General features: G+C 65.7%; 25 protein-coding genes. 7 read left to right on the top strand and 18 right to left on the bottom strand.

Annotated elements, in window-relative coordinates:
* The first annotated feature begins 430 nt into the window (after positions 1–430).
* On the top strand, positions 431–1,285 hold the full coding sequence (locus K9F62_06790; protein UJX42374.1) for a helix-turn-helix transcriptional regulator: 855 nt from the start codon (positions 431–433) through the stop codon (positions 1,283–1,285).
* A gap of 52 nt (positions 1,286–1,337) precedes the next feature.
* On the opposite strand, the gene K9F62_06785 is transcribed toward K9F62_06790, so the two are convergent.
* From K9F62_06785 to K9F62_06770, 4 genes are all read right to left on the bottom strand, one after another.
* A complete protein-coding gene (locus tag K9F62_06785) occupies positions 1,338–2,585 on the bottom strand; it encodes an EAL domain-containing protein (protein UJX42373.1) in 1,248 nt (415 codons plus the stop codon).
* Between the two features lie 151 nt (positions 2,586–2,736).
* Positions 2,737–4,020, bottom strand: coding sequence for an amidohydrolase family protein (locus K9F62_06780; protein ID UJX42372.1), 1,284 nt, complete (start codon positions 4,018–4,020; stop codon positions 2,737–2,739).
* Between the two features lie 67 nt (positions 4,021–4,087).
* A complete protein-coding gene (locus K9F62_06775) occupies positions 4,088–4,597 on the bottom strand; it encodes a hypothetical protein (protein ID UJX42371.1) in 510 nt (169 codons plus the stop codon).
* Positions 4,598–4,681: 84 nt separating this feature from the next.
* Positions 4,682–5,776, bottom strand: a complete 1,095-nt coding sequence (locus tag K9F62_06770) for a radical SAM protein (protein ID UJX42370.1) — start codon at positions 5,774–5,776, stop codon at positions 4,682–4,684.
* Positions 5,777–5,910: 134 nt separating this feature from the next.
* Here K9F62_06770 and K9F62_06765 point away from each other — a divergent pair, with 134 nt between their 5' ends.
* The gene (locus K9F62_06765) at positions 5,911–6,336 is read left to right on the top strand and encodes an HIT family protein (protein ID UJX42369.1); all 426 of its coding nucleotides are present in this window, start codon (positions 5,911–5,913) and stop codon (positions 6,334–6,336) included.
* A gap of 105 nt (positions 6,337–6,441) precedes the next feature.
* On the top strand, positions 6,442–6,744 hold the full coding sequence (locus tag K9F62_06760; protein ID UJX42368.1) for an integration host factor subunit alpha: 303 nt from the start codon (positions 6,442–6,444) through the stop codon (positions 6,742–6,744).
* Between the two features lie 193 nt (positions 6,745–6,937).
* Here the strand turns inward: K9F62_06760 and K9F62_06755 are convergent, their stop codons facing one another.
* The 5 genes from K9F62_06755 to K9F62_06735 form a co-directional block, all read right to left on the bottom strand.
* Complete coding sequence (locus tag K9F62_06755; GenBank protein ID UJX42367.1) at positions 6,938–7,681, bottom strand: septal ring lytic transglycosylase RlpA family protein; 744 nt, start codon at positions 7,679–7,681, stop codon at positions 6,938–6,940.
* Positions 7,682–7,887: 206 nt separating this feature from the next.
* Entirely contained in the window at positions 7,888–10,074 is a 2,187-nt protein-coding gene (locus K9F62_06750) for an EAL domain-containing protein (GenBank protein UJX42366.1), read from the bottom strand.
* A gap of 299 nt (positions 10,075–10,373) precedes the next feature.
* Positions 10,374–10,973 carry a DUF1134 domain-containing protein gene (locus K9F62_06745; GenBank protein UJX43155.1) on the bottom strand — a complete coding sequence of 200 codons (600 nt, stop codon included), beginning with the start codon at positions 10,971–10,973 and terminating at the stop codon, positions 10,374–10,376.
* Positions 10,974–11,377: 404 nt separating this feature from the next.
* Positions 11,378–12,460 carry an SGNH/GDSL hydrolase family protein gene (locus K9F62_06740; protein UJX42365.1) on the bottom strand — a complete coding sequence of 361 codons (1,083 nt, stop codon included), beginning with the start codon at positions 12,458–12,460 and terminating at the stop codon, positions 11,378–11,380.
* A 27-nt stretch (positions 12,461–12,487) separates the two neighbouring features.
* On the bottom strand, positions 12,488–13,636 hold the full coding sequence (locus tag K9F62_06735) for an AMIN domain-containing protein (protein UJX42364.1): 1,149 nt from the start codon (positions 13,634–13,636) through the stop codon (positions 12,488–12,490).
* 164 nt (positions 13,637–13,800) lie between these two features.
* Between K9F62_06735 and K9F62_06730 the strand changes: the two genes are divergently transcribed.
* The 4 genes from K9F62_06730 (at position 13,801) to K9F62_06715 (ending at position 15,247) form a co-directional block, all read left to right on the top strand.
* Positions 13,801–14,037 carry a hypothetical protein gene (locus K9F62_06730; GenBank protein UJX42363.1) on the top strand — a complete coding sequence of 79 codons (237 nt, stop codon included), beginning with the start codon at positions 13,801–13,803 and terminating at the stop codon, positions 14,035–14,037.
* A gap of 77 nt (positions 14,038–14,114) precedes the next feature.
* On the top strand, positions 14,115–14,660 hold the full coding sequence (locus K9F62_06725; GenBank protein ID UJX42362.1) for a hypothetical protein: 546 nt from the start codon (positions 14,115–14,117) through the stop codon (positions 14,658–14,660).
* A gap of 73 nt (positions 14,661–14,733) precedes the next feature.
* Positions 14,734–14,988 carry a type II toxin-antitoxin system prevent-host-death family antitoxin gene (locus K9F62_06720; GenBank protein ID UJX42361.1) on the top strand — a complete coding sequence of 85 codons (255 nt, stop codon included), beginning with the start codon at positions 14,734–14,736 and terminating at the stop codon, positions 14,986–14,988.
* Between the two features lie 4 nt (positions 14,989–14,992).
* Positions 14,993–15,247 carry a Txe/YoeB family addiction module toxin gene (locus K9F62_06715; GenBank protein UJX42360.1) on the top strand — a complete coding sequence of 85 codons (255 nt, stop codon included), beginning with the start codon at positions 14,993–14,995 and terminating at the stop codon, positions 15,245–15,247.
* 171 nt (positions 15,248–15,418) lie between these two features.
* On the opposite strand, the gene hisG is transcribed toward K9F62_06715, so the two are convergent.
* The 9 genes from hisG to K9F62_06670 form a co-directional block, all read right to left on the bottom strand.
* The gene (hisG, locus tag K9F62_06710) at positions 15,419–16,300 is read right to left on the bottom strand and encodes an ATP phosphoribosyltransferase (GenBank protein UJX42359.1); all 882 of its coding nucleotides are present in this window, start codon (positions 16,298–16,300) and stop codon (positions 15,419–15,421) included.
* On the bottom strand, positions 16,301–16,675 hold the full coding sequence (gene hisI, locus K9F62_06705; protein UJX42358.1) for a phosphoribosyl-AMP cyclohydrolase: 375 nt from the start codon (positions 16,673–16,675) through the stop codon (positions 16,301–16,303). It abuts the gene before it with no gap.
* A gap of 93 nt (positions 16,676–16,768) precedes the next feature.
* Entirely contained in the window at positions 16,769–17,821 is a 1,053-nt protein-coding gene (gene rlmN, locus K9F62_06700; protein ID UJX42357.1) for a 23S rRNA (adenine(2503)-C(2))-methyltransferase RlmN, read from the bottom strand.
* Between the two features lie 592 nt (positions 17,822–18,413).
* A complete protein-coding gene (locus K9F62_06695; protein UJX42356.1) occupies positions 18,414–19,736 on the bottom strand; it encodes an HD domain-containing protein in 1,323 nt (440 codons plus the stop codon).
* Between the two features lie 42 nt (positions 19,737–19,778).
* Positions 19,779–21,077 (bottom strand): dihydroorotase, encoded by a 1,299-nt coding sequence (locus tag K9F62_06690; GenBank protein UJX42355.1) that lies wholly within the window; start codon positions 21,075–21,077, stop codon positions 19,779–19,781.
* Positions 21,074–22,012 carry an aspartate carbamoyltransferase catalytic subunit gene (locus K9F62_06685; protein ID UJX42354.1) on the bottom strand — a complete coding sequence of 313 codons (939 nt, stop codon included), beginning with the start codon at positions 22,010–22,012 and terminating at the stop codon, positions 21,074–21,076. Before K9F62_06685 ends, K9F62_06690 begins: the two co-directional genes overlap by 4 nt.
* 92 nt (positions 22,013–22,104) lie before the next feature.
* Positions 22,105–22,905 carry a sirohydrochlorin cobaltochelatase gene (locus K9F62_06680; protein ID UJX42353.1) on the bottom strand — a complete coding sequence of 267 codons (801 nt, stop codon included), beginning with the start codon at positions 22,903–22,905 and terminating at the stop codon, positions 22,105–22,107.
* Positions 22,905–23,777, bottom strand: a complete 873-nt coding sequence (locus K9F62_06675) for a cell division protein (protein ID UJX42352.1) — start codon at positions 23,775–23,777, stop codon at positions 22,905–22,907. The genes K9F62_06680 and K9F62_06675 overlap by 1 nt, the downstream gene beginning before the upstream one ends.
* A complete protein-coding gene (locus K9F62_06670; protein UJX43154.1) occupies positions 23,774–24,427 on the bottom strand; it encodes an ATP-binding cassette domain-containing protein in 654 nt (217 codons plus the stop codon). Before K9F62_06670 ends, K9F62_06675 begins: the two co-directional genes overlap by 4 nt.
* Between the last annotated feature and the right edge of the window lie 37 nt (positions 24,428–24,464).

The following is a 24,464-nucleotide window of genomic DNA, read 5'->3' as shown; positions in this document are numbered from 1 at the left end:
AAAAGATGCTTCGGCATGGAAGCTTAAATATTTTAGCATGATATCCACGAATATTTCCCTGCCAACACCTCCTGATCGAAGCGTATTAACAATCCCAGGACATTATTGTATCGATAGAATCCGGTCCGGGCGGCCTTTGCCTCACCATCCGCCCGCGTCCGGGCCTTCGGCGAGGCGTCTGGGCGAGGCATCCGGCGTTCCCCGTGAGCCGGGCGCCTCTTTGATGCCTTCCTTCCCGTGACGCCGCCACCCGTCGGCAGGGCCAGGCAAGGCGCGGATCAGGTGGGGCGGGCAGACGGGACGATTCGCCGCTTCGCGCCAAGGAGCGGCGGACAGGCTGGCGGGGACGCGGCAACGGTTGCGCGCGACGGCGCCGGGACAGGACGGCGCGAGCGGTATTGCACCGGGACGTTAACGGAGTGTGCGGGCCATGGCGGCGGCAGTGCGGGAACGGGACGTGGCTTTGGCAAAAGCCATAAAATTCCTCGGGGAAGAGGACTTCTCCAGGTCATTGTCCACGTTTGTCGGCAAGCTGACGACGTTCGATAATCTCATCGTCATCGTCTACAACGGCAAGGGGACCCCGGCCGTGCTCTACCGGCAATGCAAGGATCCGGTCGTGTACCTGAACATGGACCGGAGCTACCTGACCGGAGCCTACCAGCTCGATCCCTTCTACCACGAACATCTCAAGGGCGCGGACAACGGCGTGCGGCGTCTCGTCGAGATCGCGCCGTCGAAGCTGACGCGCAGCGACTATTTTTCCGCCTACTACCGGCAGACGACCCTGGTGGACGAAGTGGCCATATTCGCCAATCTGGGCGGCAACAAAACGGTGACCGCCTGTTTCGGCAAGGATCGTTCGAGCGGCGTCGCGTTTGCGCCGGACGAACTCAAGCTGCTGCGCTCCTACGAACACGTCCTCAGTTCGCTGCTCGAGGCGCAATGGAAGGATTATGCGTTCGATCGACCGGGCGGCGAGGCCAAACCCGCCTCATCCGAGTCCTTCCGCCGGGCGATCGCCACCAGGACCGGCATCGGCTTGAGCCCGCGTCAGGCGGAAGTGGCCGCCTTCATTCTCCAGGGACATTCCACCCTTTCCATCGGCCTGCATCTGGGCATCAGCCCAGAAACCGTCAAGGTCTTTCGCCGGCAACTCTATGCCAGGTGCAACATTTCGTCCCAGGCCGAACTCTTCGCGCTCCTGATGCCGCTTTTTTCGCAACTCGCGGCCAAACAGGCCGCGCGCCGCAAGCCGGCCGGAAAGCCGATCGCGGCCTCCTGACGCGCCCGGCCGCGCATGCGGGAAACGGCGGCGTAGCGCTTTCGAAGCGGCCCTATCCCCGAAACATCGCGGCCGCCCAGGCCAGCGCCTCGTAATACGCGCCGGCAACGGCCTTGTCCGAGAGGTTGAAGGCGACAAAGAGCTTCCGCGTGGCCGGGGTGGGTTCCCGGCCGTCGTAGCTTTTGCACAGGGCCAGACACGGTTGGCATGTGCTTGCCCGCCCGAGCAGGGCATCGCGAATGGCGGCGTCGATGGGCAGCCCGGAAAGCGCCTTGTCCATGGGCAAGCCGAGCATGGCGTCGAGCAGGGAGAGCAGCCCCAGCAGGCACATGCCCCCCCCTTTGTGGCACACGCCGCCGCGCGCCTGGTCGGCCTGGGCCAGAAAGCGTCCCCGTACGGCCGAAACGAAAGCCAGCTCCAGATCCCGGGGCGTGGCGGCCAGGGAAGCGAGCAGATTGACGGTCACCCAGCTCCACAGGGCCTTGCTGCCAAGGAGGTCGAGGGCGAACCGCAGGGACTCGACGGGCTCGCCCCGGTAAAAACTCGCGGCGTTGACGTGGCGCAGGAGCTTGTAGGTCAGGGCCACGTCCGCGGCGATGGTCTCGCGCACCCTGGCCATGTCGACCTCCGGCTGGGCCAGTTCGGCCAAAAGCCCCAGCCGCGTCGTCTGGCCGGCGTCCAGAACCCTGGTCGTGACCACCTGGGGCCGGCTGTAATAAAATCCCTGGGCCAAGGGGATGTCCCGGGCGCGGCAAAATTCCAGGTCGGCCTCGGTCTCCACCTTTTCGGCCAGAATCTCCTTGCCCCGGGCCTGACAGGCGGCCACGACCGCCTCGAGCCTGTCCGGGTCGTCGCGCAGGGCCAGCATGTCGATCTTGACGAAGGTCACGACAGGCAGGATCGCATCGAAGACCGGATCGCCCACATAATCGTCCAAAGCCAGCATGTACCCCGCCTCGCCGATACCCCGCAGGGTTTCCGCAAACGCCGCGTTGCAGGAGACGGTTTCCAGCACCTCGAGCACGAACCGGGCCGGGTCGAGGAAACTGTAGTAGCCTTTTTCCAATATTTCCTTGGAAAAATTGATGAAAATCTTTTTGTCCGGCCCAATGTCCTGGGAGATGGCCTGGATGCCGTTGGCCAGCACGGCCAGTGTGGCTTCCGCGTCCGAGGGTACCATGGCAAAATTGGGGCCACCGACGGTGCGATACAGCAATTCGTAGCCGTACACGCCCCCATCGACCAGATAGATAGGCTGACGGGCCACGGCATAATTGGACTCAGCCAAGGTACAACTCATGATGCTCGCCTCGAATTCGCGAATGTCGGCAACGCGTTTCCCTGTGGAAACGCGCTGGCCGCTTGCCGGAGCATATGCCCTTCTTAGGCGTTTGGCACCAGCTTGGCAAGAATAGCATCATGGCGAAATATTTGTACTTCAAACGAACAAACTAGCGGAAATGCTCCGTCAGGTCGTCCGGGACCATGGCCGCCCCGCCCATGGCTCCGGGAGCCAAAAGTCCCAGATCGCACTCCCGGCCAAGCAGCCGGGCCGGTGTGGCGCTCAGAGCCGCGAGCACCGCCCGGCCGGAAAAATCCGGATACGCGGCGAAAAGCGCCCGGACCTCGTTCCACAGGTTCAGGTCGTCGTTGGAGGCCAGGCTGTCCGTGCCCAGGCAGAAAGGCACGCCGGCGGCGAGAAGGCCCGGCGCGTCGGCCGTGCCCACGCCGATGACGGCATTGCTGCGCGGACACAGGCACACGGTCGTGCCGGTATCGGCCAAAAGCTTTTTATCCGCCGCATCCAGCCACACGGCGTGCACGGCCAGGGTGGTCGGCCCCAAAAGCCCCTGGGCCCGGGCCTCGGCCACCGGGGAACGCCTGGGCGCGCGCCAGCCCCGTGGCAGGACCCGGCCGCGCAAAAGTTCCGCCAGCTCGCCCTCGCCCGTGGCCAGAAGCGCCGTTTCCCCGGCCTGTTCGGCCAGATGCAGGCAAAACGGCGCGCCAAGACGCCGGCAGGCCTCCCTGGCCCGGCCCAGGTTCTCGGGGCTGGTGGAATAGAGGGCATGGCCGCTGGGTGCGGCGGCAAGCCCCGGCGCGTCGGCCACGGCCGCGACGAGCTTCGGGGGAATATCCGCCGGCGGCAGACGGCGAAAGCCGAAATATTCGTGGCAGACGAGCCCCGACAACCCGGCCCGGGCCAGGGCCTCGGCCACGGCCGGACCGGCCCGGGAGCCCACGTCGATGACCGCGCCGGTGCCGGTTTCGACCATTTCCGACACGGCCGCGTCGAGGACGTCCGGGGACGGCGGCGACAAATCCTGGCGCATGAGCCAGGCGGCCCAGGCGGGAAAGCCCAGCCCGCGCGGGGACAGGCCGCGAAGCCGGGACAGCTCCAGGTGGACGTGGGCGTTGACGAGTCCGGGAACAAGGGTGGCCGGGCCGAGGTCGGTAACGGGTCCGGAAAATCCGGCCAGGACCCGGCGGCGGGGACCGACGTCGAGAATGCGCCGGCCGGCCAGCACCACGGCCCCATCGTCCAGGCGCTCCGGCGGCCCGTCCGGCGGCAGCCGGGTGACGATGCGCCGGGCCGTTATGGCGTACGGCCCGAGGGGGAGAGGAAGGGATGCAAGGGGCAGGCGAGAGGGGAAACCCTTTGAAAAGGGTTCTCCCCTCTCGCGCTCTCCCTTTCCGAAACTTTTCGCCGTGATGAGTGTCGCCTCGCGAGCATGCATTCCAAGGAAGCTCTCGAAGAAAAACTTTCAGGGGAAACAGGTCACCCGGTGCAGGTCAGAACAGGTTCTAACGCTGAAAAACCACCAGGGAGGTCTTGATGAAGGCGCGCAGATCCTGGATGCGCTTGTTGAACTCGACAATGTTCTTGCCGACGAAGCCTTTCTTGTCCGCGACCAGACCGGGATCGACGTTGTAGGGCGTTTCCGTAATCTTTTGCAACGTATCCATGATATTGTCGATACGATCGAAAAGATAGTTCTTCTCGTCTTTCGTGAAGCAATAGGTCGTCTTGTTGTAAATATAATAGATATCACAGAGATTGAGCACCAGGCCGAGGGTCTTCTCGACGCGGGCGTTCATATCCATGATGAAGACGTATTCCGGGGCATACGGCCTCTTCTGGGTGAGCTTTTCTCGCTGCTCGTATTCCTTGAGATGGATGGCCTGTACAACGGATTCGTTGAAGTAGTTCATAAAATAGTTGATGCTTTGCCGTATGTTGGGCGTATCCGCCCGGACAGCCGAGGCGTGTGCAAGCATGGCAAAGCAGGCCAGGGCCAAAATGCATCGCTTCATGATCTTCCACCAGACGTTTGACGGTTCGTCCTCGCCGGGGCGTACCCCTGCGTGATAATGTGTCGCACGAGAGGCTGACCAAAGTCAAACCTCGCGGGCCGCCAAGAAAAAATCCGCCCGATCCTCGAAGCGGACGTTTCCCCGGTCAAGGCCCAGGGCGGCATAGGCCGGACGCATCTCCCCGGCATGGCCGAAAAACTCACCGGCAAAACGCCTGGGCGCGGCCAGCCCGGCCGCGAAACCACCCATGGCCCGGACCTCGTCCGCGACAAGGCGCCACAGCGCCCGGGCCCGGACCCGCGCGCCAAGGGCCGGATGCACGGGGCCGGCCAGCACGGCGGCTTGAAAGGCGGGTTCGGGACACAGCCCGATGCGGGCCACCCGCGCCCCCGCCCGCCACAGCACCGGCAACACGTCGGCCAGGGCCCAAAGCGTCGTGTCCAGATCCCAGGGCACGTAGCGCCCTTCCCGGTACAGCCCGGCCAGGGGCGTGCCGTCGACCACCAGGCACGGGTGCAGGCGCACGATTTCCGGGGCGAGCGCGGCGGCCTCGGCCGCGTCCCGGGCCAGCCCCTGCGGCGTATGTCCCGGCAACCCTGGCAAAAGTTGCAACCCGAGCCCAAGGCCGGCCCGGATCACGTCGGCGGCGGCCCGGCGCACGGCGGCGGCGTCATGGCCCCGGCCGGCGGTCCGCAGCACGGCGTCGTCGAAGGTTTGCGCCCCCAATTCCACCATGTCCAGCCCCGCCCCGGCCAGGCGCGCCAAAAGCCCGGGAGCGCAGGCGTCGGGGCGCGTGGAACAGCGCACGCGCGTAATAAGCCCGGACTCCCGAAACCGCCCCGCCGCCTCCAGAAAGCGTTGCGGCCAGGGTTCGGGCAAGGCCGTGAACACCCCGCCGTAGAACGCCAGCTCGTACGGGCCGCGCCCCTGCCGGCCGGCCGCCTCGAGTTCGGTCGTCATGGCCGCCAGCACCCGGGACAGCGGCTGCGCGGCCTGGCCGGACTGGAGATGCTGGGCGCAAAACAGGCAGCGGCCCGGGCATCCCTGGAATGTCACAAAAACCGGCCAGACCCGGGAACGCGGCGTTTCCGGCTCGGGATGGCGAAAAAAACGGCCCCTGTCACAGCCCGGAATAGTCGCCGGGACGACACTTTCCTGACAACTTGGGGATACGAACAATATTTTTCTCCTAAGCCTCTTGAAAAAAAGCTTTTCCTTGACTATCAGGGAGTCAATGCACTTGCCCGGCCGCCAGTCCGCCGGGCCAAACCCCGCGTCGTCCCGTGACGATGCCCCTGGAGAAGTGGGAAAACATGTCGGAAGCGGACTGTATTTTTTGCAAAATCGTCAAGGGCGACATTCCCTGCGCCAGGATTTACGAAACCGAGCACGTGCTGGCCTTTCTCGACGTCGCGCCGGTGGCTCCGGGGCATGCCCTGGTCATCCCCAAGGCCCACTACGCCACCCTGTTCGACCTGCCCGAGGAAGTGGGCGGCCGCCTTTTCGCGGCGCTGGCCCCGGTGGGCCGGGCGATCATGGCCGCGACCAAGGCCACGGGCATAAACGTGCAGATGAACAATTACGAGTCCGCCGGTCAGGTGGTCTTCCACGCCCACCTGCACCTGATTCCCCGACGCGCCGGGGACGGCCTGGCCCTGTGGCCCGGGCAGCCCTATCCCGACGGCGCGACCATGGAAGCCCTGGCCCGGGCGGCACGGCAAGCCCTTGGCACTTCCTAGCACGGGCGCCGGCCAAGTCGATACTCGCGCCATGGACGACACCGCGACAGCCTCAAGCGGGCCGCACCCAGAGGTCCTCAACCGCCAATGCGCCGGAGAAACGCCATGAACGGAAAAACGCTCACCAAGGCCGACATCGTCGATTACATCTACGAAAAGACCGAACGCAACCGGGCCGAGGTCAAGGTGCTGGTCGACCACCTGCTCGAACTGATGAAGCAGTCCATCAAAAAGGACCACTCGCTTCTGGTCAGCGGCTTCGGCAAGTTCGAGTCCTACGACAAGAAAGCCCGCAAGGGCCGCAACCCCCAGACCAACGAATCCATCATGCTGCCGCCGCGCAAGGTGGTGGTGTTTCGGCTCTCGCGCAAGTTCCGGGCCGAACTCAACCCCGACGAAGTGCTGTAGCATTCACTTTCAAAAGGCGATGCGAGAGGGGAAACCCTTTGAAAAGGGTTCTCCCCTCTCGCGCTCTCCCCTTCCTAAACTTTATAGTAATATAACTCGGTAACGAATAGCATCCTGTTACCTTTGAAAGTCTTTTGAAGGGGGGTCCGGGGGGAAACTTTTCGTAAGACAAAGTTTCCCCCCGGCCTCTTTCCTACTGCGCGATGACGAACGCCCCGTCGAAAACCGTGGCCAGACGCAGGCGCGCCACATCGGCCTCGGCCGGCGTGGCGAAGATGCCGGCGTGGACCCGGAAATACCGGGTGCCGTCGATCTCCTTGTAGTTGATGCGCGACCCGGCGTAGCCGGAGGCGAAAAGCCGCGACAACAGCCGCTCGGCGTTACGCCTGTCGGCAAAAGCCCCCACCTGCACGAAAAACGGGCCGGGCAATTCGCCGTCCGGCGTCGCCCCCGGCACCTCCCCTTCCACCTGCACCCGCACTTTGGCTGTGCCCAGGCCGTAGACACCCAGGGTCTTGGCCCCGGCCAAGGACAGGTCGACGATGCGTCCGGACACGAACGGCCCGCGATCGTTGACCCGCAGCACGCAACTGCGCCCGTTTTGCAGGTTCGTCACCCGCACCATGGTCTGCATGGGAAGAAGCTTGTGCGCGCAGGTCATCTGGTGCTGGTCGTACGTCTCCCCGCTCGAGGTCAGACGCCCGTGAAAACCCGGACCGTACCAGGAAGCGATGCCCTTCTCGTCATACCCCCTGGCCGTGTGCAGCGGCCGATAGGTGACGCCCTTGATCGTATAGGGGCGCATGGTGGCCGGAGTGCGGGAGGAACGGGGGATCGGCGCTTTGGCCGCGCAACCCCACAAGGCCAGGGCCGCGACCAGGCCGAGAGCGAGACGGATCGCCGACCGGTAAAAAAGACTGGAAGGACGGTGCGGCATGCTTTGTGGTAGCTGCTCGGGCGTCCGCTGGCAACCCCGCCATGGGGAGGGATAGGGAAGAGGCCGGGGGGAAACTTTGTCTTACGAAAAGTTTCCCCCCAGACCCCCTTTCAAAAAACTTTTATAGGTAACGGTGCGTTGTCCGTTACCTATTTATATTATTATAAAGTTTAGGAAGGGGAGAGCGCGAGAGGGGAGAACCCTTTTCAAAGGGTTTCCCCTCTCGCACCCTCTTTCCCCTCCAAAAAACTCGTCAGCGCCTCCTCCTCCATGGGGCGGGCGTAGAGGAAGCCCTGGCCCAGGTCGCAACCGAGTCCGGCCAGATCGTGAAGCTGGCTTTCCGTCTCGATACCCTCGGCCACCACGTCGTAGCCCAGGCTGTGGGCCAGGCCGATGACCGATCGCACGATGGCCCGGTTGCCGTGCTCCTCCATGCCGGAAACGAACCCCCGGTCCACCTTGAGGGTGTTGAGGGGAAAGCGCTGGAGGTAGGCCAGGGAGGAGTAACCGGTGCCGAAATCGTCGATGCCGATGCCGACGCCGAAATCCTGCAACCCGCGCAGCTTCAACATGGCCGATTCCGGGTGCTCCATGAGCACGCTTTCGGTGATCTCGAGCTTGAGGTCGCCCGGCTTCATGTGTTCGTTGCGCAGCGCCTGGACCACCTGCTTGACCAGATCCGGCTGGGTGAACTGCCGCGCCGACAGGTTGACGGACATGAAAAAGCTGTTCCCGCCCAGCACCCCGCGCCGCAATCGGCCCATGGCCCGGCAGGCCTCGGTCAGGACCATCGCGCCAAGGGGAATGATCATCCCGCTTTCCTCGGCGGCCGGGATGAACTCGTCCGGGGGCACGAGTTCGCCCGTGGGACGACGCCAGCGCACCAGCGCCTCCACGCCGCACGGCGCAAGCGTCTTCAGATCGAAGATCGGCTGGTAGTGCAGGACGAATTCCCGGTGATTGAGCGCCTGGCGCAGGTTGGTTTCCAGGTCCATCACCCGCTCGGCCCGCTGGCGCATGGACCACTCGAACACGCGCACCCGGCCCCAGCCGGCCTTGCGCGCCTCGTTCATGGCGATGGCCGCGTTTTGCATGAGTTCCTCGGGCCGCTCGTAATCGGCCGGCCCCAGGACCACGCCCATGCTGGCGGTGACGTAGAACTGCCGTTTGGCGATGGTGAAGGGCGTGCGCAGGCGTTCGCGCACGGCCTTGACGATATGCAGCGCGTCGGCCGGGGTGGCGATCTCTTCCAGAAGCAGCACGAACTCGTCGCCGCCGACACGGGCCACGGTGTCGAGTTGGCGCACCTCGTGGCGCAACCGTTCCCCCACGCGCTTGAGCAGTTCGTCGCCGGCGAGATGGCCCAGGCTGTCGTTTATAAGCTTGAACCGATCGACATCCAGGAACAGCAGGGCATAGATGTAATTGGAACGCCGTCTGGCCCGCTCGATGGCCCGGGTGATGCGGTCGAGGCAAAGGGCCCGGTTGGGCAATCCGGTCAGGGCGTCGTGGAAGGTGCGGTACCGCAGCCGCTCCTCGCCGGACTTGCGCTCGGTGACGTCTTCCAGGACCACGGCCACCTGTCCGGGCTGGGGGGAATAGGCCTGAGCCAGGAAAAACATGTTGCAGTCGGCCAGGACGTTCTCGAAGCGCTGCGAACGGCCACTTTTGGCCGTTTCGCCAAGCGTATCCAGCCAAAAAGGCTCGATGCCCGGAAACACCTCCGTCAGGAGGTGGCCGATCACCTCGGACCGGGAAAGGCCCGTTATGCGCTCGAAGGACGGGTTGGCCTCGAGAATCCGCAGATTGCCCCGCCCATCGCCCCCCATGTCGGGCGGCTGGAGCTCCAGGAGCAAAAAGGCGTTGAGCATGCCGGAAAACAGGTGGCGGTAACGCTGCTCGCTTTTTTTAAGCTCCTGCTCGGTGCGGTGCTTGAAGATGGCCACTTCCACGGCCGTGCGCAGCCAGTTCTCGTCCACGGGCTTGAGCACGTAGCCGTAAGGGGCGGTGCGCTTGGCCCGCTGGAGGGTGACCTGGTCGGTGTGGGACGTCAGGAAGATGACCGGGATGTCGCATTCGGACTGGATCACACAGGCGGCGTCCACGCCGTCCATGTCGCCCTTGAGAAAGATGTCCATGAGGACGAGGTCCGGGCGCAGGGCGTCGCAAAGCTCCACCGCATCGGCTCCGGAAGTGGTGATCCCGGCCAGGGTGTAGCCCAGCCGTTTCAGGATGACCTTGAGGTCAAGGGCGACGATTCGCTCGTCCTCGACCACAAGAATGCTCGGCACGCGCCCGCCCAGGCCGTTGTCCGTTTCCGGCTGTCCCGGGCAAGGCGAGTCGATGGTGTGGGCGATCACATCACCCCCGGATCGCGCTCCGTTACCGATCATCCGGCAAGTTTGCGCTCATTGCCGCCTGTTGTACAGTCTTGCTTCGCCTTAAGGAATCGAAGCGTTCTTTTTTTCACAAATCATGCCAGTCGGCTTGTCGAAAAAAACAAGCCAATACCCGCCGGTACAGGGGGATGTCAGGGCCGTACCTGTCGGGAATCCTGCCAACCCGTCAAAAAAACTGACGCTTCGGCCTGAAAAACATCCCTGCCGCCAAGCGTCGAAGGCAACGACAGGCAACGCCCGCCGCCCGGCCAGAGCCGGACAGGCGGGCGTGCGTGATCTGGGCCAGAGAGGGCTTAGAACGGATTGATCTCCTGGGTGCGGGTGTAGTCCTGGTAGCCGACATTGGCCCCCAGGCGCAGCCCCACGCCGAAACGAATGGGGGCCAGGGTGATGCCCTCGGTACGCTGGTAGTTCATGCCGAAGCCGCCGAGGATGTAGACGCTGCCGTCCACGCCCGGAAACCGCTGGAAGAGCTGGTCGGGACTGGTCAGGCCGTAGACCAGGGTGAAGACCTTGCCCGCGTTGACGCCGAGATCGAGCCCGATCGACGGGCTTTGCCAGTACACCGGAACCGGCTTGCGGCCCTTGAGGTAGAGTGTGCCCGTGCCATAGCGCAGCCCGACGATCAGCGCCCCGCCGGCCTCGTTGCCTTTGATGAAGCCCGAGGGCTGGCCGAGGTCGTTGAAGGCCCGGGCCACCATTTCCGCCAAGCCGCGCGAACCGCTTTCGAAAAAGCCCATGACCTCGCGGTTGACCTCTTTGCGGTTGTAGGTCTGGCTCTTGGTGGGCGGCGACGGAGGCGGTGGGGGCGGCGGCGTGAAATTGGTCTGGCCGTTGATGGGCGTTGCTCCGCCCGGAGGAGGCGGCGGGGAGCCGGCCGGTTGTTCGCCCATGGGCGCGCCGCCGGACGGTGGCGGGGGCGGCGGCGTGAGGTCGGTGTGGCCGTTGATGGGCGTTGCCCCGGAAGGGGGCGACGGCCGGTCGGCCGGCTGCGTTGCGGCCGGGTGGGTTCCCTGGACGGGGACCTGGGTCGGCGCCTGTGCCGGCGTGGCCGCCCCGGGTTGGGGCTGGGTCGCTGCGGGCTGCCCGGTGGCAGGCGCGGGGACCGGCGTCACCGTGGCCGCGCCGGGTCGGGATTGGCCCGTCGCCGGCTGGGCGGCGGTCCCGGGCGCGGTGTGCGCGGGTGCCGGGGTGTCGGAAAGCGAGCGTTCCTTGAGCGAGTCCTGGGCCCCGACAGCGGCGGCCAGGACGAAAACGCAGCCCACGGCCAAGACAATCGTCGCGGTGAAGCGTTGCATCATTTCCCTCCGTCGGTCGTGCTGGGCATGGCGGAAAAGCGGTCGCGGATGGCCGGCAGCATGGCCGCCGCGATGCCCTCGCGCCCGGCATCGGTGTTATGGACGCCGTCGGCCGTGTAGGCCGGGGCGTTACGCCCACACAGGGCGTTTCGAAGGTCCACGAAATAGGGTTTGCCGGCCAGTCCTTTTTCCAGGGCGGCGTAAACGGTCATGAAGTTGTCGCGCACGTGGGGAAAGGTCTTGCGGCCGAGAATCGTCTTTTTTTCGCTGGCCGCCACGGCCGCGTTTTCCCCGTGGCAGGTCTCGACCCAGTAGACCGGTTGCAGGAAGAGCAGAAACCGCGCCCCGTAGGCCGCGCATACCGTGTTGGCGAAGTCGTAGCGCTTGACGGTCAGGTCCACGAATTTGGCCAGTTCCGGCGAATCCGGGTCGACCGGCTTGGCGGTGTAAAGCAGCTTTTGCAGCAGTTCCCGGGTAAACGAGGCGTAGTAGGCGGCGTTAAGCGGCTTGAGGATACCGTAACCGGCCTTGTAGTAGCTTTCGATGACGCCCTTGACCCGTTCGCGGCCCTCATGGGCATAGGGCGTTTTTTGCACGGCAAAGTAGTTGGCGTCGTTGGCCCCGTCGTAAAAGACCACCAGTTGGGGCCGGATGGGATACTCGATGAGCTGTTTTTCGAGGTACTTCACTTCGAGCAGGGAATTGAAGGAATTGACCCCGAAATTGAAGCAGTTGTAGGCGTAGGGTTTGCCCGTGGCATTGAGCGTCTTGGCCAGCAGGCTCGGGATGGAATGCTGGTAGGGCGCGGCGCTGGCCCGCATGGTGGAGCCGCCGAAAAACCAGATGACGCGCGAAAGCTCGGGATGATTCTCGACGTACCCGATATTGGCCGTGGGCCAGATGCCGTTGCCCATGAGAAAAAGCGCGTAGGGATCGTAAACGGCCTTGGGGCCTTCGCGCAGATTGCCGTAGATGATCCAGTTGGTGGTGGTTATAACCGCAAACGACAGCACTTCCAGGCACAGGACGCCGATGACGCCCCATTTGACGGTTTTCCACAGGGCGGAAAAAAAGCGTTTCAAGGCCACGGGTTCCTTTGCCGTTTGGGATTATTTGGGGATACGCAGGGCCACGCCCTCGGGCACCCGGGTGACCGTGGGTGCGCCGCGAAGCCTGGCCGGGGCGTCCGGCGCCATGTCGAGCACCACCCGGAACAGGTCCGCATGCCGGCCGATGCGTATGCGGCGGATAAACGCGCCGCCCGTATCGCTCGCCGACGCCCCATGGTAGTCCCAGGAGCCGGCGATATCGAGCACCATGCGCGGCGGATTGGTCAAAAACATCTTGGTGAAGCTCGCCGGCGGCTTGGTCGTCTGGATGACCAGTTCGTAGAACCCGGGCTTCTCCTCGCCGATGACGCGGATGACCCGGCCCAGGGCGGCAACGGATTTGTCCGTGGCCTTGTGGGGCGCGGCGGCCGGTTTGGCAGCCGGTTTGGCGGCGGTTTTGGCCGCGGCAACGGCCGGTTTGGGCTTGGGCGCGGCCTCGGTCCCTCCTGCGGCCTTGGCCGGCGCGGCGGCCGGCTTGGACGCGGCAGGCTCGTGCTTGGCCTTGGCATCGGCCTTGCCCCCGGCACCGTTTTTGTCCTTGGCCGGTTTGGTCGCGGCAGGTGGGGCCTTGGCCTCGGCCTTGGCCGGGGCGGCGGCCGGGGCGCCCTCGGACACGGCGGCCGGCGGCGTCGGGTTCTCCCCGGGAGCCGGCGCGGCCTTGGGCTCGGGCGAGGGAGCGGCCTTGGGCGAAGCCTGTTTGGCCTCGCCGGGCTTTTCCGACGGCGCGGCGTCGCCGGATATTTCCGCGAACATCTTTTCCAGGGTCTCGTCTCCTGGAGCGGCCGGCTTGGCGGCGTCCTGCGGGCCGGATGCCACGCCCTGCGGCGTCTGCCCGGCCGGGACGGGCGTCTTTTCGGCTGCGGCCGGCGCGGCTTGCGGCGCGGCGACCTGGGGAACGGGCGGCGCCGCCGGCGCGGGCTGGACCGGCTGCACGGGCGCGGCGGCCGGGGCCGCCACAGGAGCCGACACGGCGGCCGGAGCCGGCGGCGCGGGTGTTGCGGCGGTCGGGGCCGGGGCGATATTGGCCACCGGTTCCTTGCCGCCGGAAAAAAGGCCGGGGCGTTTGAGGATGGCCAGACCCAAAACCACGGTCGCGGCCAGCGCCACCGCGCCGAGAATGATCATTTTATCGCCGCGCGTCAGTGCCATGCTCCTCCTCCCATTGCCCTGGGCCAACGCCCTTTCCGTTATACGCCGGCAACGCTACCCGAGCTTGCCCGATCCCTCAAGAGGGAAGCCGGCCGGGGTATCGCCCGACATGCGTTGACAAGAGCGGGACTTTTCGTATTTCGTTTCGAAAACGGGAGGCCGGCATGCAAAACAAGGTCCGTTCGGTGCGGGTGCCGCCGGAGATCGAAACCCTCGACCTGTCGGGCCTGATCAAGGAATGCGCCCGGCACCTGCGCGACCTGGAATCGGCCAGTCTGCTCAAATCCCAGGGCAATCCCGAGGCGGCCGAGGCCCTGGTGCGCGCCCGGCAGGCCGATCTCGGCCAGCGCATCGGCCGACTCGTCTGGGAGGCCGGCAAGCGCGGCCAGGAAAAGAAATAACCGGCCCCTTGCTCCCGCCCGCGTCCGGGGATAGGTGTGCCCTGCCCTCTTTTTAACGCCTTCCGGAGCCAAGCCCCATGTCACGCCCTCTTGCCCTGCTGTGTTGCGTCGCTCTGGCCACCCTGGCCGTTACCGCGCCCGCCACGGCCGGCGTCACCCTGGAGGGCGACACCTGCCAAAAGGTGTTCGACAACCCGCGAGCCGAGCACATCAACTGCCGCACCGGGTTCCGCCTGGACGCCGCCACCCGGGGCAAGCTCGAATCCAGCACCTTCGGCTTCTTGACGGACCTGTCCTGCGCCGCCGACCTCACCGCCACGCGCTCCTCGGTCATTGCCCGGGTCCATGCCGGCGGGGACGTGCCCCTGCCCCAGCAGGAAGTGCGCTGCCGACTCTATTCCGGCTCCGACCCGGTCAATGTGCGATTTCATCTGGCCCCGATGGTGCGCATCGACAAGAAAAGCCGGCGGGCCGTGGACGCGCGCCTGGGCGTGCGCGACGTCACGGGCATTCCCGAGCCCCTGGCCACGGCCGTGGCCCAGTTTCTCAACAGCGAGCCGACCCTGCGCAACAGCCTGATCGCCGCCGCCAACCAGATCATCCCCAACCTGCCCGAGCGGTAGGCCCCCCTTGACTCCTGTACAGAAATTCGTACAGATCTAAAAAGGACGACAAAAACCGTCCGGGAGCCATCACATGGATGCCATCACCTACACCCATGCCCGGGAACATCTGGCCGCGACCATGGACCGGGTCTGCCAGGACAACGCGCCGGTCATCATCACCCGGCAAAAGGCCCAGGCCGTGGTACTGATGAGTCTTGCCGACTACAACGCCATCGAGGAAACCGCCTACCTGCTGCAAAGCCCGACCAACGCCGCCCGGCTGCGGGAAAGCCTGGCCAGGGCCCGGGCCGGGGAAACGAAGCCCCACGCCCTGATCGAGGACTGACCGCATGCGCCTCGTCTGGACGCCGCAAGCCTGGGAGGACTACCTTTCCTGGCAGGCCCGGGACAAGGCCAAATGCAAAAAGATCAATGCGCTGATCCGGGAAATACTGCGCGAGCCCTTTTCCGGCACGGGCAAGCCCGAGCCGCTCAAATTCGATCTGGCCGGCTGCTGGTCGCGGCGCATCGACATGGAACACCGCCTCGTCTACCTGATCGAGGACGGCGACTGCGTCATCATAGCCTGCAGGTATCATTATTAAATTTCTGGAGTGAAGAATGCGAGAGGGGGCCCTTTTTTTAAAAAGGGCCCCCTCTCGCGCTCTCCTCTCCCCAAAACTTTTAACGCTAACAACCTGTCACCGTTAAAAGTCTTTGGAAAGGGGGTCCAGGGGGAAACCTTTCTTGAAAGGTTTCCCCCCGGCAGCTCTTACTTAAATAACCTTATTGAGCGCGTATTCGATGATGCCCTCGGCGCCCAGGTCGTGGAGCTTGGGGATCAGGTCGCGCACGGTGCCCTCGCCCACCACGATCTCGATGGACAGCCAGTTCTTGTTGTAGAGATTGGCCACGGTCGGGGAGGTGAGGCTCGGCAGAAGCGCCATGATGTCGGGCATCTTCTCCTCGGGCACGTTCATCTTGAGCCCGACGAGGCCCTCGGCGCACAGCGCGCCCTGGAGCAGCATGTTGATGACCTCGATCTTGCGCCGCTTGAACGGATCTTCCCAGGATTTCTTGTTGGCGATCAGCTGGGTGTTGGTCAAAAGCAGCTCGGAGATGATGCGCAGGCCATGGGCCTTGATCGTGGTGCCGGTCTCGGTGACTTCCACGATGGCGTCGGCCAGCCCTTCGACCACCTTGGCCTCGGTCGCGCCCCAGGAGAATTCCACCTCCACGGGCACGCCCGCGCCGGCGAAATACTTCTTGGTGAAATTGACCAGCTCGGTGGCGATCTTCTTGCCGGCCAGGTCCTCGGGACGCTTGTAGGGGGCGTCGGCAGCCACGGCCAGGACCCAGCGGGCCGGGCGGTTGCTGACCTTGGAGTAGACGAGGTCGGAAACGACCACCACGTCGGACTCGTTTTCGAGAATCCAGTCCTTGCCGGTCAGGCCGCAGTCGAGGGTCCCGGATTCGACGTAGCGGGACATTTCCTGGGCGCGGCACATGGAGCAGGTCAGCTCCGGGTCATTGATTTCAGGAAAATAATTGCGGTGATGCATCCGGATCTTCCATCCGGATTTCTCGAACAGCGCGATGGTGGCGTCCTGGAGGGAGCCTTTGGGAATGCCGAGTTTGAGCATGTTGCTGGCGGACATTTATTTATAGACCTCCTTGGGATCGAAAACCTTGGGCGAACAGGTGCGCTCGCCGTCGTTTGTGATCTCGGTGAAAAAGCAGGACTTGTAGCCTTCGTGACAAGCCGCGCCGCCGATCTGCTCCACCAGGACCAGGATGGTGTCGGCATCGCAGTCCAGGCGCACGGACTGGACTTTCTGGACATGGCCGGACGTGCCGCCCTTATGCCAGAGTTTCTGCCGGCTGCGGCTAAAGTAATGCACCTCGCCGGTTTCAAGGGTTTTATCGTAGGCCTCTTCGTTCATGTAGGCCATCATGAGCACCTCGCCGGTGCAGGCTTCCTGGGCGATGGCGGGGACGAGGCCGCCGCACTTGGCGAAATCGGGTCGTTTCATGGACTGTTCCTTTAGCCGGTATTTACGCAAAAAAGGAAGATAACCTTACTCAAACGGCAAATCGGTGACAAGCGCCGCGTGGCCGGCCGAATTTTATGCGTCGCCGCGCCCGGCGCACTCCGCCTCGGCCCGCAACTGCCCGCAGGCCGCCGCGATATCCGCCCCCTTGCTCTTGCGAATCGTGGTCGTAATCCCCTTGGCCTTCAAAATCTCCTGGAACGACGCCACGCGCCCGGCGTCCGGCTGGCGAAACGGCAGCCCCGGCGTGGCATTGTACACGATCAGATTCACCTTGGCCTTGACCGTGGACAGAAGCCGCACCAGCTCCCGCGCGTCGGCATCGGAATCGTTGACCCCGTCGAGCAGCAGATACTCGAAGGTCAGCCGCTCCCGAGGCTTCAGCGGATACTCCCGCAAAATTCCAATAAGCTCGGCAAGCGGCAGCTTGGCCGCCCCGGGCATGATCTTCGCCCGCTTCTCCTGCGTCGGCGCATGAAGCGATATCGCCAGCGAACACAACCCCATGCGGCCAAGCTCCAGCAGATTGCGCCGCACCCCGGCCGTGGACACCGTGATGCGCCGGCCCGAAAAATCCAGGCCCTGCGGATGATGCAACGCCTCAAGCGTCTTGACCAGATTGTCGTAATTGAGAAGGGGCTCGCCCATGCCCATGAAGACCAGATTGCGCAACGCCAGCCGTTCGCCCGCATCCAGCAGATACTGCCGCGCCACCAGCACCTGGCCGAGCATCTCCCCAGGCGTCATGTTGCGCTTAAATCCCAGCATGCCCGTGGCGCAAAACCCGCACCCCATGGCGCACCCCACCTGGGTCGACAGGCAGGCCGTGAAATGATCCTTCTCCGGGATCAAAACACACTCCACCGCCTCGCTATCCGACAGCCCCAGCAAAAACTTCACCGTGCCGTCGGCGCTCTCGCGCACCCGCAACACGTCCGGCCAGACAATCTCCGCCACCTCGGCCAGCCGCGCCCGCAACGCCTTGGACACGTCCGTCATCTGGCCGATGTCGCGACAGCCCTTCTGCCACAACCACTGCCAGACCTGGCGCGCCCGATACGGCGGCTCGCCAAGCGACACGATCAGCGCCTCAAGCTCGTGGAACGTCAGGTCGATCAGGTTCGTCATAGCGGTTCTGGCGGTCGGTTTCGGTATCGGTGGTCGGTACTGGAGCGGGGCTCCGCCCCGGACCCCGGCAGGGGCTCTGCCCCTGCGCCCCGCCGAGGGGCCACGGGCCCCCCGGGCCCCCCATCCGGTGTGCTTTGGCCGGACGGAAGCGGGATTGGCGCGCGGTCAGGCGGTTGGGTGAAGATGGCGGCGGAATTTGCCGGGACGGTGCATGCCGCTACGCGGCAAGCTCGCCCCGGATAAATTCCGCCGCCACCACGCCGGTCGCCCCTTTGGGGCGACATTCAGAAAAAGTATCTTCTTCAATGCGGCGCTTCGCCGCTGGCGCACCTTGTTGCCGCAATCGTGTCCGGCGTCGAGGGGCGAAAGCCCCTCGTGCCGCCGGGCCGATTGCGGCAACAAACGTCGGTCTCCCGCCGTCCAAAAAACCCTGCCCCAGCCCTCCTCCGCTTCACCATCCCAACCCGGTAAAGGGGGGTCCGGGGGGCATCAAGCCCCCCGGCGGAGAGGTGCAGGAGAGGCAGAGCCTCTCCTGCCGGGGTCCAGGGGCAGCACCCCTGGCCGCCGGAGGCGCGCAGCCGCAGCGCCAGCCTTAGTGCAACTCTTGCTTCTCCCAGGAATCGCGTACGAAGTGTTCGGCTTCTTCCAGGCTGGTGACGTCGCCGGCGATTTGGGCCTTGAGCAGCGCGTCGCGGATGAGTCCCACGGCCGGGCCGGGCTTGAGTTCGAGCAGTTGCATGATCTGGGCGCCGTTCAAGAGCGGTTCGAGCATCTCCTCGGGCGTTTCGGTACGCTCGAGCATTTTGATATTGTGGTTGAATTCCTTGTAGTTGCCGCCAACGGCCTTGATATCGGCCCGGGCCATTTCGATCAGGCGCGGGTACTGGTCCAGGGCTTTGAAACGGCGGATGCCCCGGTCGGTGAGCATGAAGTGGAAGCGCATGTGGCCGCGCACGAGGTTGCAGACGAGGTCGGTCTCGTCCGGGGGAAAGCCCAGGCGCGAAAGGATCTTGCGGGTAACCTTGGCCCCGACCTGATGGTGCTGGAAGAAATGCAGGTCGCCCGCGGCGTATTCGGCGGTATGCAGCTTGCCCACGTCGTGGAACAGGCAGGCCAGGGTGCCGTACCAGTCGTAGGGCAGCTCCTCGGGGTAATGGCGCATGACGGCGAGGGTTTCCTCGAACAGCGTATATTCGACGCCTTCCTCGGATTTCTGCTTGATGCGGGCAAGGGTCGCCACCTCGGGCAGAAACCAGTGCAGGATCATGGTGTCGTAGAGCAGTTCGACGAAGGTGGCCATGTTTTCGGCCTCGACCCTGCGCCACTCGTCCATGATGTCTTTGACCGACACGTAGTCGAGGATGCGGCGCGAGGCGCGCAGAATGGCAATGAGGGTATTGGCCTCGACCGGGATGTTGTAGTTGGCCGAGAAGCGCAGCGCCCGGACGGCCCGCAGGTAGTTCTGGCGGATGGATTCGTCGGGGATGCCGAGCAGGCGCACCTCGCCGCCGGCGAGGTCGGCGAAGCCGTCGTGGTCGTCCCGGCAATGCGGCAGATAGGGGCTGATCTGGTTGCTCGGCAGGAGCCCCAGGGCGTCGAGACGATCGATCATGCGCCGGGTAAGCCGGGCCACGGTCTCCTCGGGGTGGGAGGCGTCGGCGGTATCGGCCGGGTGGAAGTTGAGCAGCGTGTCGCCGGAGCGCACCCGGGCGTAGGACCCGTCTTGGCTTACGGCTTCGGTCTCGGGAAAAAGCTTCTGCAGCTCGGACAAGGGGACGTCGGTTGCCAGGTCGAGTTCCGGTGCGGCGGGGTCCAGGGCTTTTTCCTGGAGCACGGCGTTGATGACGTAGGCATCGTAGCCGTTGCGCATGATGGTCTTGCAGATGGCGTTGGCGTCCTTGAAGGGTTGCGCCATGGAAAAAACCTCCGGGGGGCGTTTGGGTGTCGGGGTCTTGCGTCAGGCTCCGTTGGGGCGGATACGGTCGTGCACCACGACGCCGCCGACGGTGGTCAGCACCACGCGGCCGGTGAGCGGCTGGCCCAGAAGCGGCGTGTTCTTGCCTTTGGAGCGCAGGGCTTCGGGGGTGACGACCCAGGAATCTTCCGGGTCGAAGAGCAGAAAATCGGCCGGGTCGCCGGGGGCGAAGCGGTTGACAGGGAGCTTGAAAATTTCGGCCGGACGCCAGGCAAAGCGGGTGACGATGTCCTCGGGGGTCAGCCGCCCCTGGCGCACCAGCTCCCACAGGGCGGCCAGGGCGGTATCCAGGCCCGAGATGCCGTTTTTGGCGTCCTCGAAGGGCGTTTCCTTTTCGTGGGCGGCGTGGGGGGCGTGGTCCGTGGCCAGGATGTCGATGACGCCGGCGCGCAGGGCCTCGACCAGGGCCAGCCGGTCGTCGTCGGTGCGAAGCGGCGGATTGACCTTGGCCAGGCTGTCGTAGCCCAGCAGCGCCGCGTCGGTCATGAGCAGGTAGTGCGGGCAGGTCTCGGCCGTGACCCTGACCCCGCGCTTTTTGGCGTCGGCGATCAGTTCCACGGATTTGCGGCAGGAAATGTGGGCCAGATGCACGGGAACGCCCAGGTATTCGGCCAGCAGGATATCGCGGGCGGCCTGGATGGCCTCGGCCGCGTCGGGCTGGCCGCGAAGGCCCAGGCGCGCGCTCATGGCCCCTTCGTTGGCCCCCGATCCCTTGGCCATGTAGGGGTCCTCGCAATGGTCGATGACCGGGGCCAGCTCGGCGGCGTATTCCAGGGCGCGGCGGAAAATTTCGGTATCGGCCACGGGCTCGCCGTCGTTGGAAAAGGCCACGCAGCCGGCTTCGAACAGCTCGCCCATGGGCGCGAGTTCCTTGCCGCGAAGCCCCAGGGTGAGCGCGCCGATGGGGAAAAGGCGCGGCCCGTTGGGCCAGGACTCGGCCGCGCGGAGCAGCATCAGGCGCGTCACGGCGGCGTTGTCGTTGACCGGCGTGGTGTTGGCCATGCACATGATGTTGGAAAACCCGCCGGCGGCCGCGGCGGCCAGTCCCGAGGCGATGTCCTCCTTCCATTCCTGGCCGGGCTCGCGCAGATGGGTGTGGGCATCGGTCAGGGCCGGCATCAGCAGCATGTCGCGGCCGTCTATGCCCTCGTAATCGTCGAACGGCGCGGCCGCATCATGGGCGCGCAGTTCCCGGATCACGCCTTCGGCCACAAGCAGGTCGAACACGCCTTCACGGCCGGGAACCCGGACGTTGCGGATGGCCAGGGATTTGGCTGTCACGCGGTTTCCCCTTTTTCCTTGCGGGTGATGTGCAGGTAAAGGACGGCCATGCGCACGGCCACGCCCGAGGACACCTGGTCGAGAATGAGCGAATTGCCGGCGTCGGCCAGTTCCGAGGCGATCTCCACGCCCCGGTTGATGGGGCCGGGATGGAGCACCTTGACGTCGGGATTGGCCAGGGCCAGGCGCTTTGGCGTGAGGCAGAAACGGCGGGCGTATTCGCGCAGGTCGGGCAAAAGCCCGGCTTCCTGGCGTTCGAGCTGGAGGCGCAGGCACATGACCGCGTCGGCCCCCCTAAGCGCCTCGTCCGGATCGTGGAAGATCTCGGCGTCGAAGGCTCTGGCATCGGTCGGCAGCAGGGTGCGGGGGGCGCAGATGCGCACCCTGGCCCCGAGGGTGGGGAGCAGGCGGCAGTTGGACCGGGCCACGCGGCTGTGGGCCACGTCGCCGAGGATGACGATGGTCTTGCCGGCCAGCGTGTCCCACACGTTGAGCAACGTGAAAAGATCGAGCAGCGCCTGGGTCGGATGGGCATGCCAGCCGTCGCCGGCGTTGATGACGGCGCAGGAGACGCGCTGGGCCACGAAATCGGCCGCTCCGGAAGAGGAATGGCGGATGACGATGGCGTCGGGGTTCATGGCTTCGAGGGTGCGCACCGTATCCTTGAGCGTCTCGCCCTTTTGCAGGGAGCTGCCGGTCTTGGCCAGGCCGAAGGTGTCGGCGGACAGGCGCTTGCCGGCGATATCGAAGGAGGTTTTGGTGCGGGTGCTCGGCTCGGCGAAAAAAAGGACCACGCTCTTGCCCTTGAGCGTGGGAACCTTCTTGACCGGCCGGGAGTTGATCTCGCGGAAGGACGCGGCGGTGCGCATGATCACGTCCACGTCTTCCCTGGAGAGCTGGGATACGTCGAGAAGATCCTTGTGGGGCCAGTTCATGGGGGAATCCTCAGGAGCGAAAGTTTGGCCGCGCACCCATGCGCGTAAGCCGACCGATATTTTCACAACCCCAAAGCGGCGTCAACGTCGCGTTACGCGAGGTGGCCCAGGGCGGTGGCCAGATGCTCGCGCCAGACGGCGGTCATGGCCGGCTGTTCGACAAGTCCGGCGAGGTGCGGCCGGCAGGCGATGCCGGCGGCTTCCAGGCGGCCGCGCCAGGAGGCCGGGGCGTCGCCGGCCAGGTCGCAGCAGGCATGGGCCCCGGCCACGGTGAGAAAGGGCAAGAGCCAGGCGGTGCGCACATTCCGGGCTGTCAGGTCGGCCACGATGGCTTCGAGATCGGGGCACGGCACCCCCCGCTCGCGCGGCATGGCCCCGAACCGGGCGAGCGGATCGAGGCGGAAAAGTTTTTCGCGCAGCGCCTCGTAAAAGCCGGCCCCGGGCGGCGGCGCGCCGTGTCCCATGACCACCAGCGCCTCGTTCGGCGCGCGCTCCGGCGGCAGCCCGGCCAGCACCGCCCCGGCCACCCGGTCCACATCGGCAAGGCTGGCCAGAAGCGGCGCGCCAACGGAAAAGGTCATGCGCCGGCCGCCGTTTTCCAGAAACCGCCGCAGCCCGGCCAGCATCTCGTGATATTCCTCGCCCGGCACCACGTGCAGGGACTGGACCGCTACCCGTTTTATCCCCCTCTCCGCCATGGCGGCCAGGACGTCCGGCACGCGCCGCGCCCCGCCGAAGGCCTCGGTGCCGCCGTGCTTGCGGCCGATCGTGCGGGCGATGGCCACCAGACACTCCGGGTATTCCCGGCCGAGGCGTTCGCCAAAGGCGGCTAGTCCGGCCATGGCCCCGGGATGCCGGGAGCCATGGGCGGCCAAAACGATGCCGCAGGCCATCAGGAACGGGGCTCCAGGGCGGCGGCCAGTCCGGCCAGCCCGGCGACGAAGGCGGCGGCCAGGGCCAGGGCCAGGGCCAGCCAGCCGGGCATGAAGGGCAGGCGAAAAAAAATCGGCGGCACGTCCAGGGCATAGGCCAGGGTGGCCTGGGTGAGGCGCAGCGCCGCCAGCGCCACGCCCGCGCCGCAAAGCCCGGTCAGGGTCGCGCCCACGGCCAGCGGCAGCCGGATGTACCATTCGCTGGCCCCGACCAGCCGCAAAATTTCCAGTTCCTCCCGCCGGTGCAGCATGGACAGGCGCACCATGCCGCCGACCACGAGCCCGACAAGGAGCGTGAGCAGCCCGGCCAGAGGCAGCACGGCCCGGCGCGTCACCAGCCCCACGGCCACGGCGGCGTCCATGGCGTGGGGATCGTAGCGCACCTCGGCCACGCCCTCGACCCCGGACAGGCGCTTGTACATGTCGCGGGCAAAGCCCTCCCCGGCCACGGGCGGCCGGAAGGTGAGCAGCATGGTCTGGGGCAGCGGGTTATGGGCGGCGAAAGCGGACAGGTCGGCCTGGGGCCCGAGGCTGTGCCCCAGAAGGGCCAGGGCCTGGGACGGGGTGAAGGCCTGGGTGGCGACAAGTCCGGGCAGGGCGCGCATCCAGTCCATCTGCCGGGCGATGAGCGCGGGGTCCGCCCCGGGCTTCCAGTAGACCTGAAAGCGCACCCGACCCTGTTCCCGGGCGAAGGCGGCGTCCAGCGCCGTGCCGGCCAGCACGAAAAGCCCGCACAGGTAGACCACGGCGGCAACCCCGGCCACGGTCGCCGCCAGCCGCCCGGGATGGCGCAGCAGATCCCGCGCTCCGGACAAGAAAAGCCGCCCGATCATGCCGCCCCCTCCCGGCCCGGCAGGGTGAAGACCCGGGCGTCGGGAACGCCGGCCATAAGTTCCCTGTCGTGGGTGGCCATGAGCACGGCCGTACCGTGGACGGCGAACTGGCGCAGGATGGAAAGCACCTTCACGGAAAGCGCGGCGTCGAGGTTGCCGGTCGGTTCGTCGGCCAGCATGATTTTCGGGCCGGCCACCACGGCCCGGGCAATGGCCACGCGCTGCTGGCCGCCGCCGGGCAGTTCGGCGCAGGACCGCCCGGCGTCGTCGGCCAGTTCCAGGGCCAGCAGCGCCGCGCGCACCCGGTGGCGCAGCCGGCCGCGCTCCATGCCGCGCACCAGCAGCGGCAAGGCCACGTTGTCGAACACGGTGCGGTCGGGAAGAATGCGGAAATCCTGAAAAACCATGGAGACGTCGCGGCGAAGTTTGTAAAGCCCGGCCTGCTGCACGGCAGCCAGGTCATGGCCGGCGATCACCCCCCTGCCCTCCTGCCAGGGCAGGCTGCCGTGCAGCAGGCGCAACAGCGTGGTCTTGCCCGAACCGGACGGGCCGGTGAGAAAGGCGAAATCCCCCTGGGCCAGCGTCAGGTCGATGCCGCCGAGCACGCCCCTGTCGCCAAACGTGCAGGCGACCCCAGCCAGGTCCAGCACCGTGTCCGGGCCCATCGGGGCCTCGCCTGTGGCGTTC

The sequence above is a fragment of the Desulfovibrio sp. JY genome (assembly GCA_021730285.1).
In the GTDB taxonomy this organism is placed as follows: Bacteria; Desulfobacterota; Desulfovibrionia; order Desulfovibrionales; family Desulfovibrionaceae; genus Solidesulfovibrio.
This window is presented reverse-complemented; position numbering and strand designations above follow the sequence as displayed.

What these genes read in the sequence shown, in the direction of transcription:
- K9F62_06755 (UJX42367.1), bottom strand. Translation starts at nt 7,681, where the DNA reads ATGCCGCACCGTCCTTCCAGTCTTTTTTACCGGTCGGCGATCCGTCTC.
- K9F62_06695 (UJX42356.1), bottom strand. Translation starts at nt 19,736, where the DNA reads ATGGCGCAACCCTTCAAGGACGCCAACGCCATCTGCAAGACCATCATG.
- hisG (UJX42359.1), bottom strand. Translation starts at nt 16,300, where the DNA reads ATGTCCGCCAGCAACATGCTCAAACTCGGCATTCCCAAAGGCTCCCTC.
- rlmN (UJX42357.1), bottom strand. Translation starts at nt 17,821, where the DNA reads ATGACGAACCTGATCGACCTGACGTTCCACGAGCTTGAGGCGCTGATC.
- K9F62_06780 (UJX42372.1), bottom strand. Translation starts at nt 4,020, where the DNA reads ATGCATGCTCGCGAGGCGACACTCATCACGGCGAAAAGTTTCGGAAAG.
- K9F62_06785 (UJX42373.1), bottom strand. Translation starts at nt 2,585, where the DNA reads ATGAGTTGTACCTTGGCTGAGTCCAATTATGCCGTGGCCCGTCAGCCT.
- K9F62_06675 (UJX42352.1), bottom strand. Translation starts at nt 23,777, where the DNA reads ATGATCGGGCGGCTTTTCTTGTCCGGAGCGCGGGATCTGCTGCGCCAT.
- hisI (UJX42358.1), bottom strand. Translation starts at nt 16,675, where the DNA reads ATGAAACGACCCGATTTCGCCAAGTGCGGCGGCCTCGTCCCCGCCATC.
- K9F62_06750 (UJX42366.1), bottom strand. Translation starts at nt 10,074, where the DNA reads ATGATCGGTAACGGAGCGCGATCCGGGGGTGATGTGATCGCCCACACC.
- K9F62_06790 (UJX42374.1), top strand. Translation starts at nt 431, where the DNA reads ATGGCGGCGGCAGTGCGGGAACGGGACGTGGCTTTGGCAAAAGCCATA.
- K9F62_06720 (UJX42361.1), top strand. Translation starts at nt 14,734, where the DNA reads ATGGATGCCATCACCTACACCCATGCCCGGGAACATCTGGCCGCGACC.
- K9F62_06775 (UJX42371.1), bottom strand. Translation starts at nt 4,597, where the DNA reads ATGAAGCGATGCATTTTGGCCCTGGCCTGCTTTGCCATGCTTGCACAC.
- K9F62_06735 (UJX42364.1), bottom strand. Translation starts at nt 13,636, where the DNA reads ATGGCACTGACGCGCGGCGATAAAATGATCATTCTCGGCGCGGTGGCG.
- K9F62_06765 (UJX42369.1), top strand. Translation starts at nt 5,911, where the DNA reads ATGTCGGAAGCGGACTGTATTTTTTGCAAAATCGTCAAGGGCGACATT.
- K9F62_06730 (UJX42363.1), top strand. Translation starts at nt 13,801, where the DNA reads ATGCAAAACAAGGTCCGTTCGGTGCGGGTGCCGCCGGAGATCGAAACC.
- K9F62_06715 (UJX42360.1), top strand. Translation starts at nt 14,993, where the DNA reads ATGCGCCTCGTCTGGACGCCGCAAGCCTGGGAGGACTACCTTTCCTGG.
- K9F62_06685 (UJX42354.1), bottom strand. Translation starts at nt 22,012, where the DNA reads ATGAACTGGCCCCACAAGGATCTTCTCGACGTATCCCAGCTCTCCAGG.
- K9F62_06680 (UJX42353.1), bottom strand. Translation starts at nt 22,905, where the DNA reads ATGGCCTGCGGCATCGTTTTGGCCGCCCATGGCTCCCGGCATCCCGGG.
- K9F62_06760 (UJX42368.1), top strand. Translation starts at nt 6,442, where the DNA reads ATGAACGGAAAAACGCTCACCAAGGCCGACATCGTCGATTACATCTAC.
- K9F62_06745 (UJX43155.1), bottom strand. Translation starts at nt 10,973, where the DNA reads ATGGGCGAACAACCGGCCGGCTCCCCGCCGCCTCCTCCGGGCGGAGCA.
- K9F62_06725 (UJX42362.1), top strand. Translation starts at nt 14,115, where the DNA reads ATGTCACGCCCTCTTGCCCTGCTGTGTTGCGTCGCTCTGGCCACCCTG.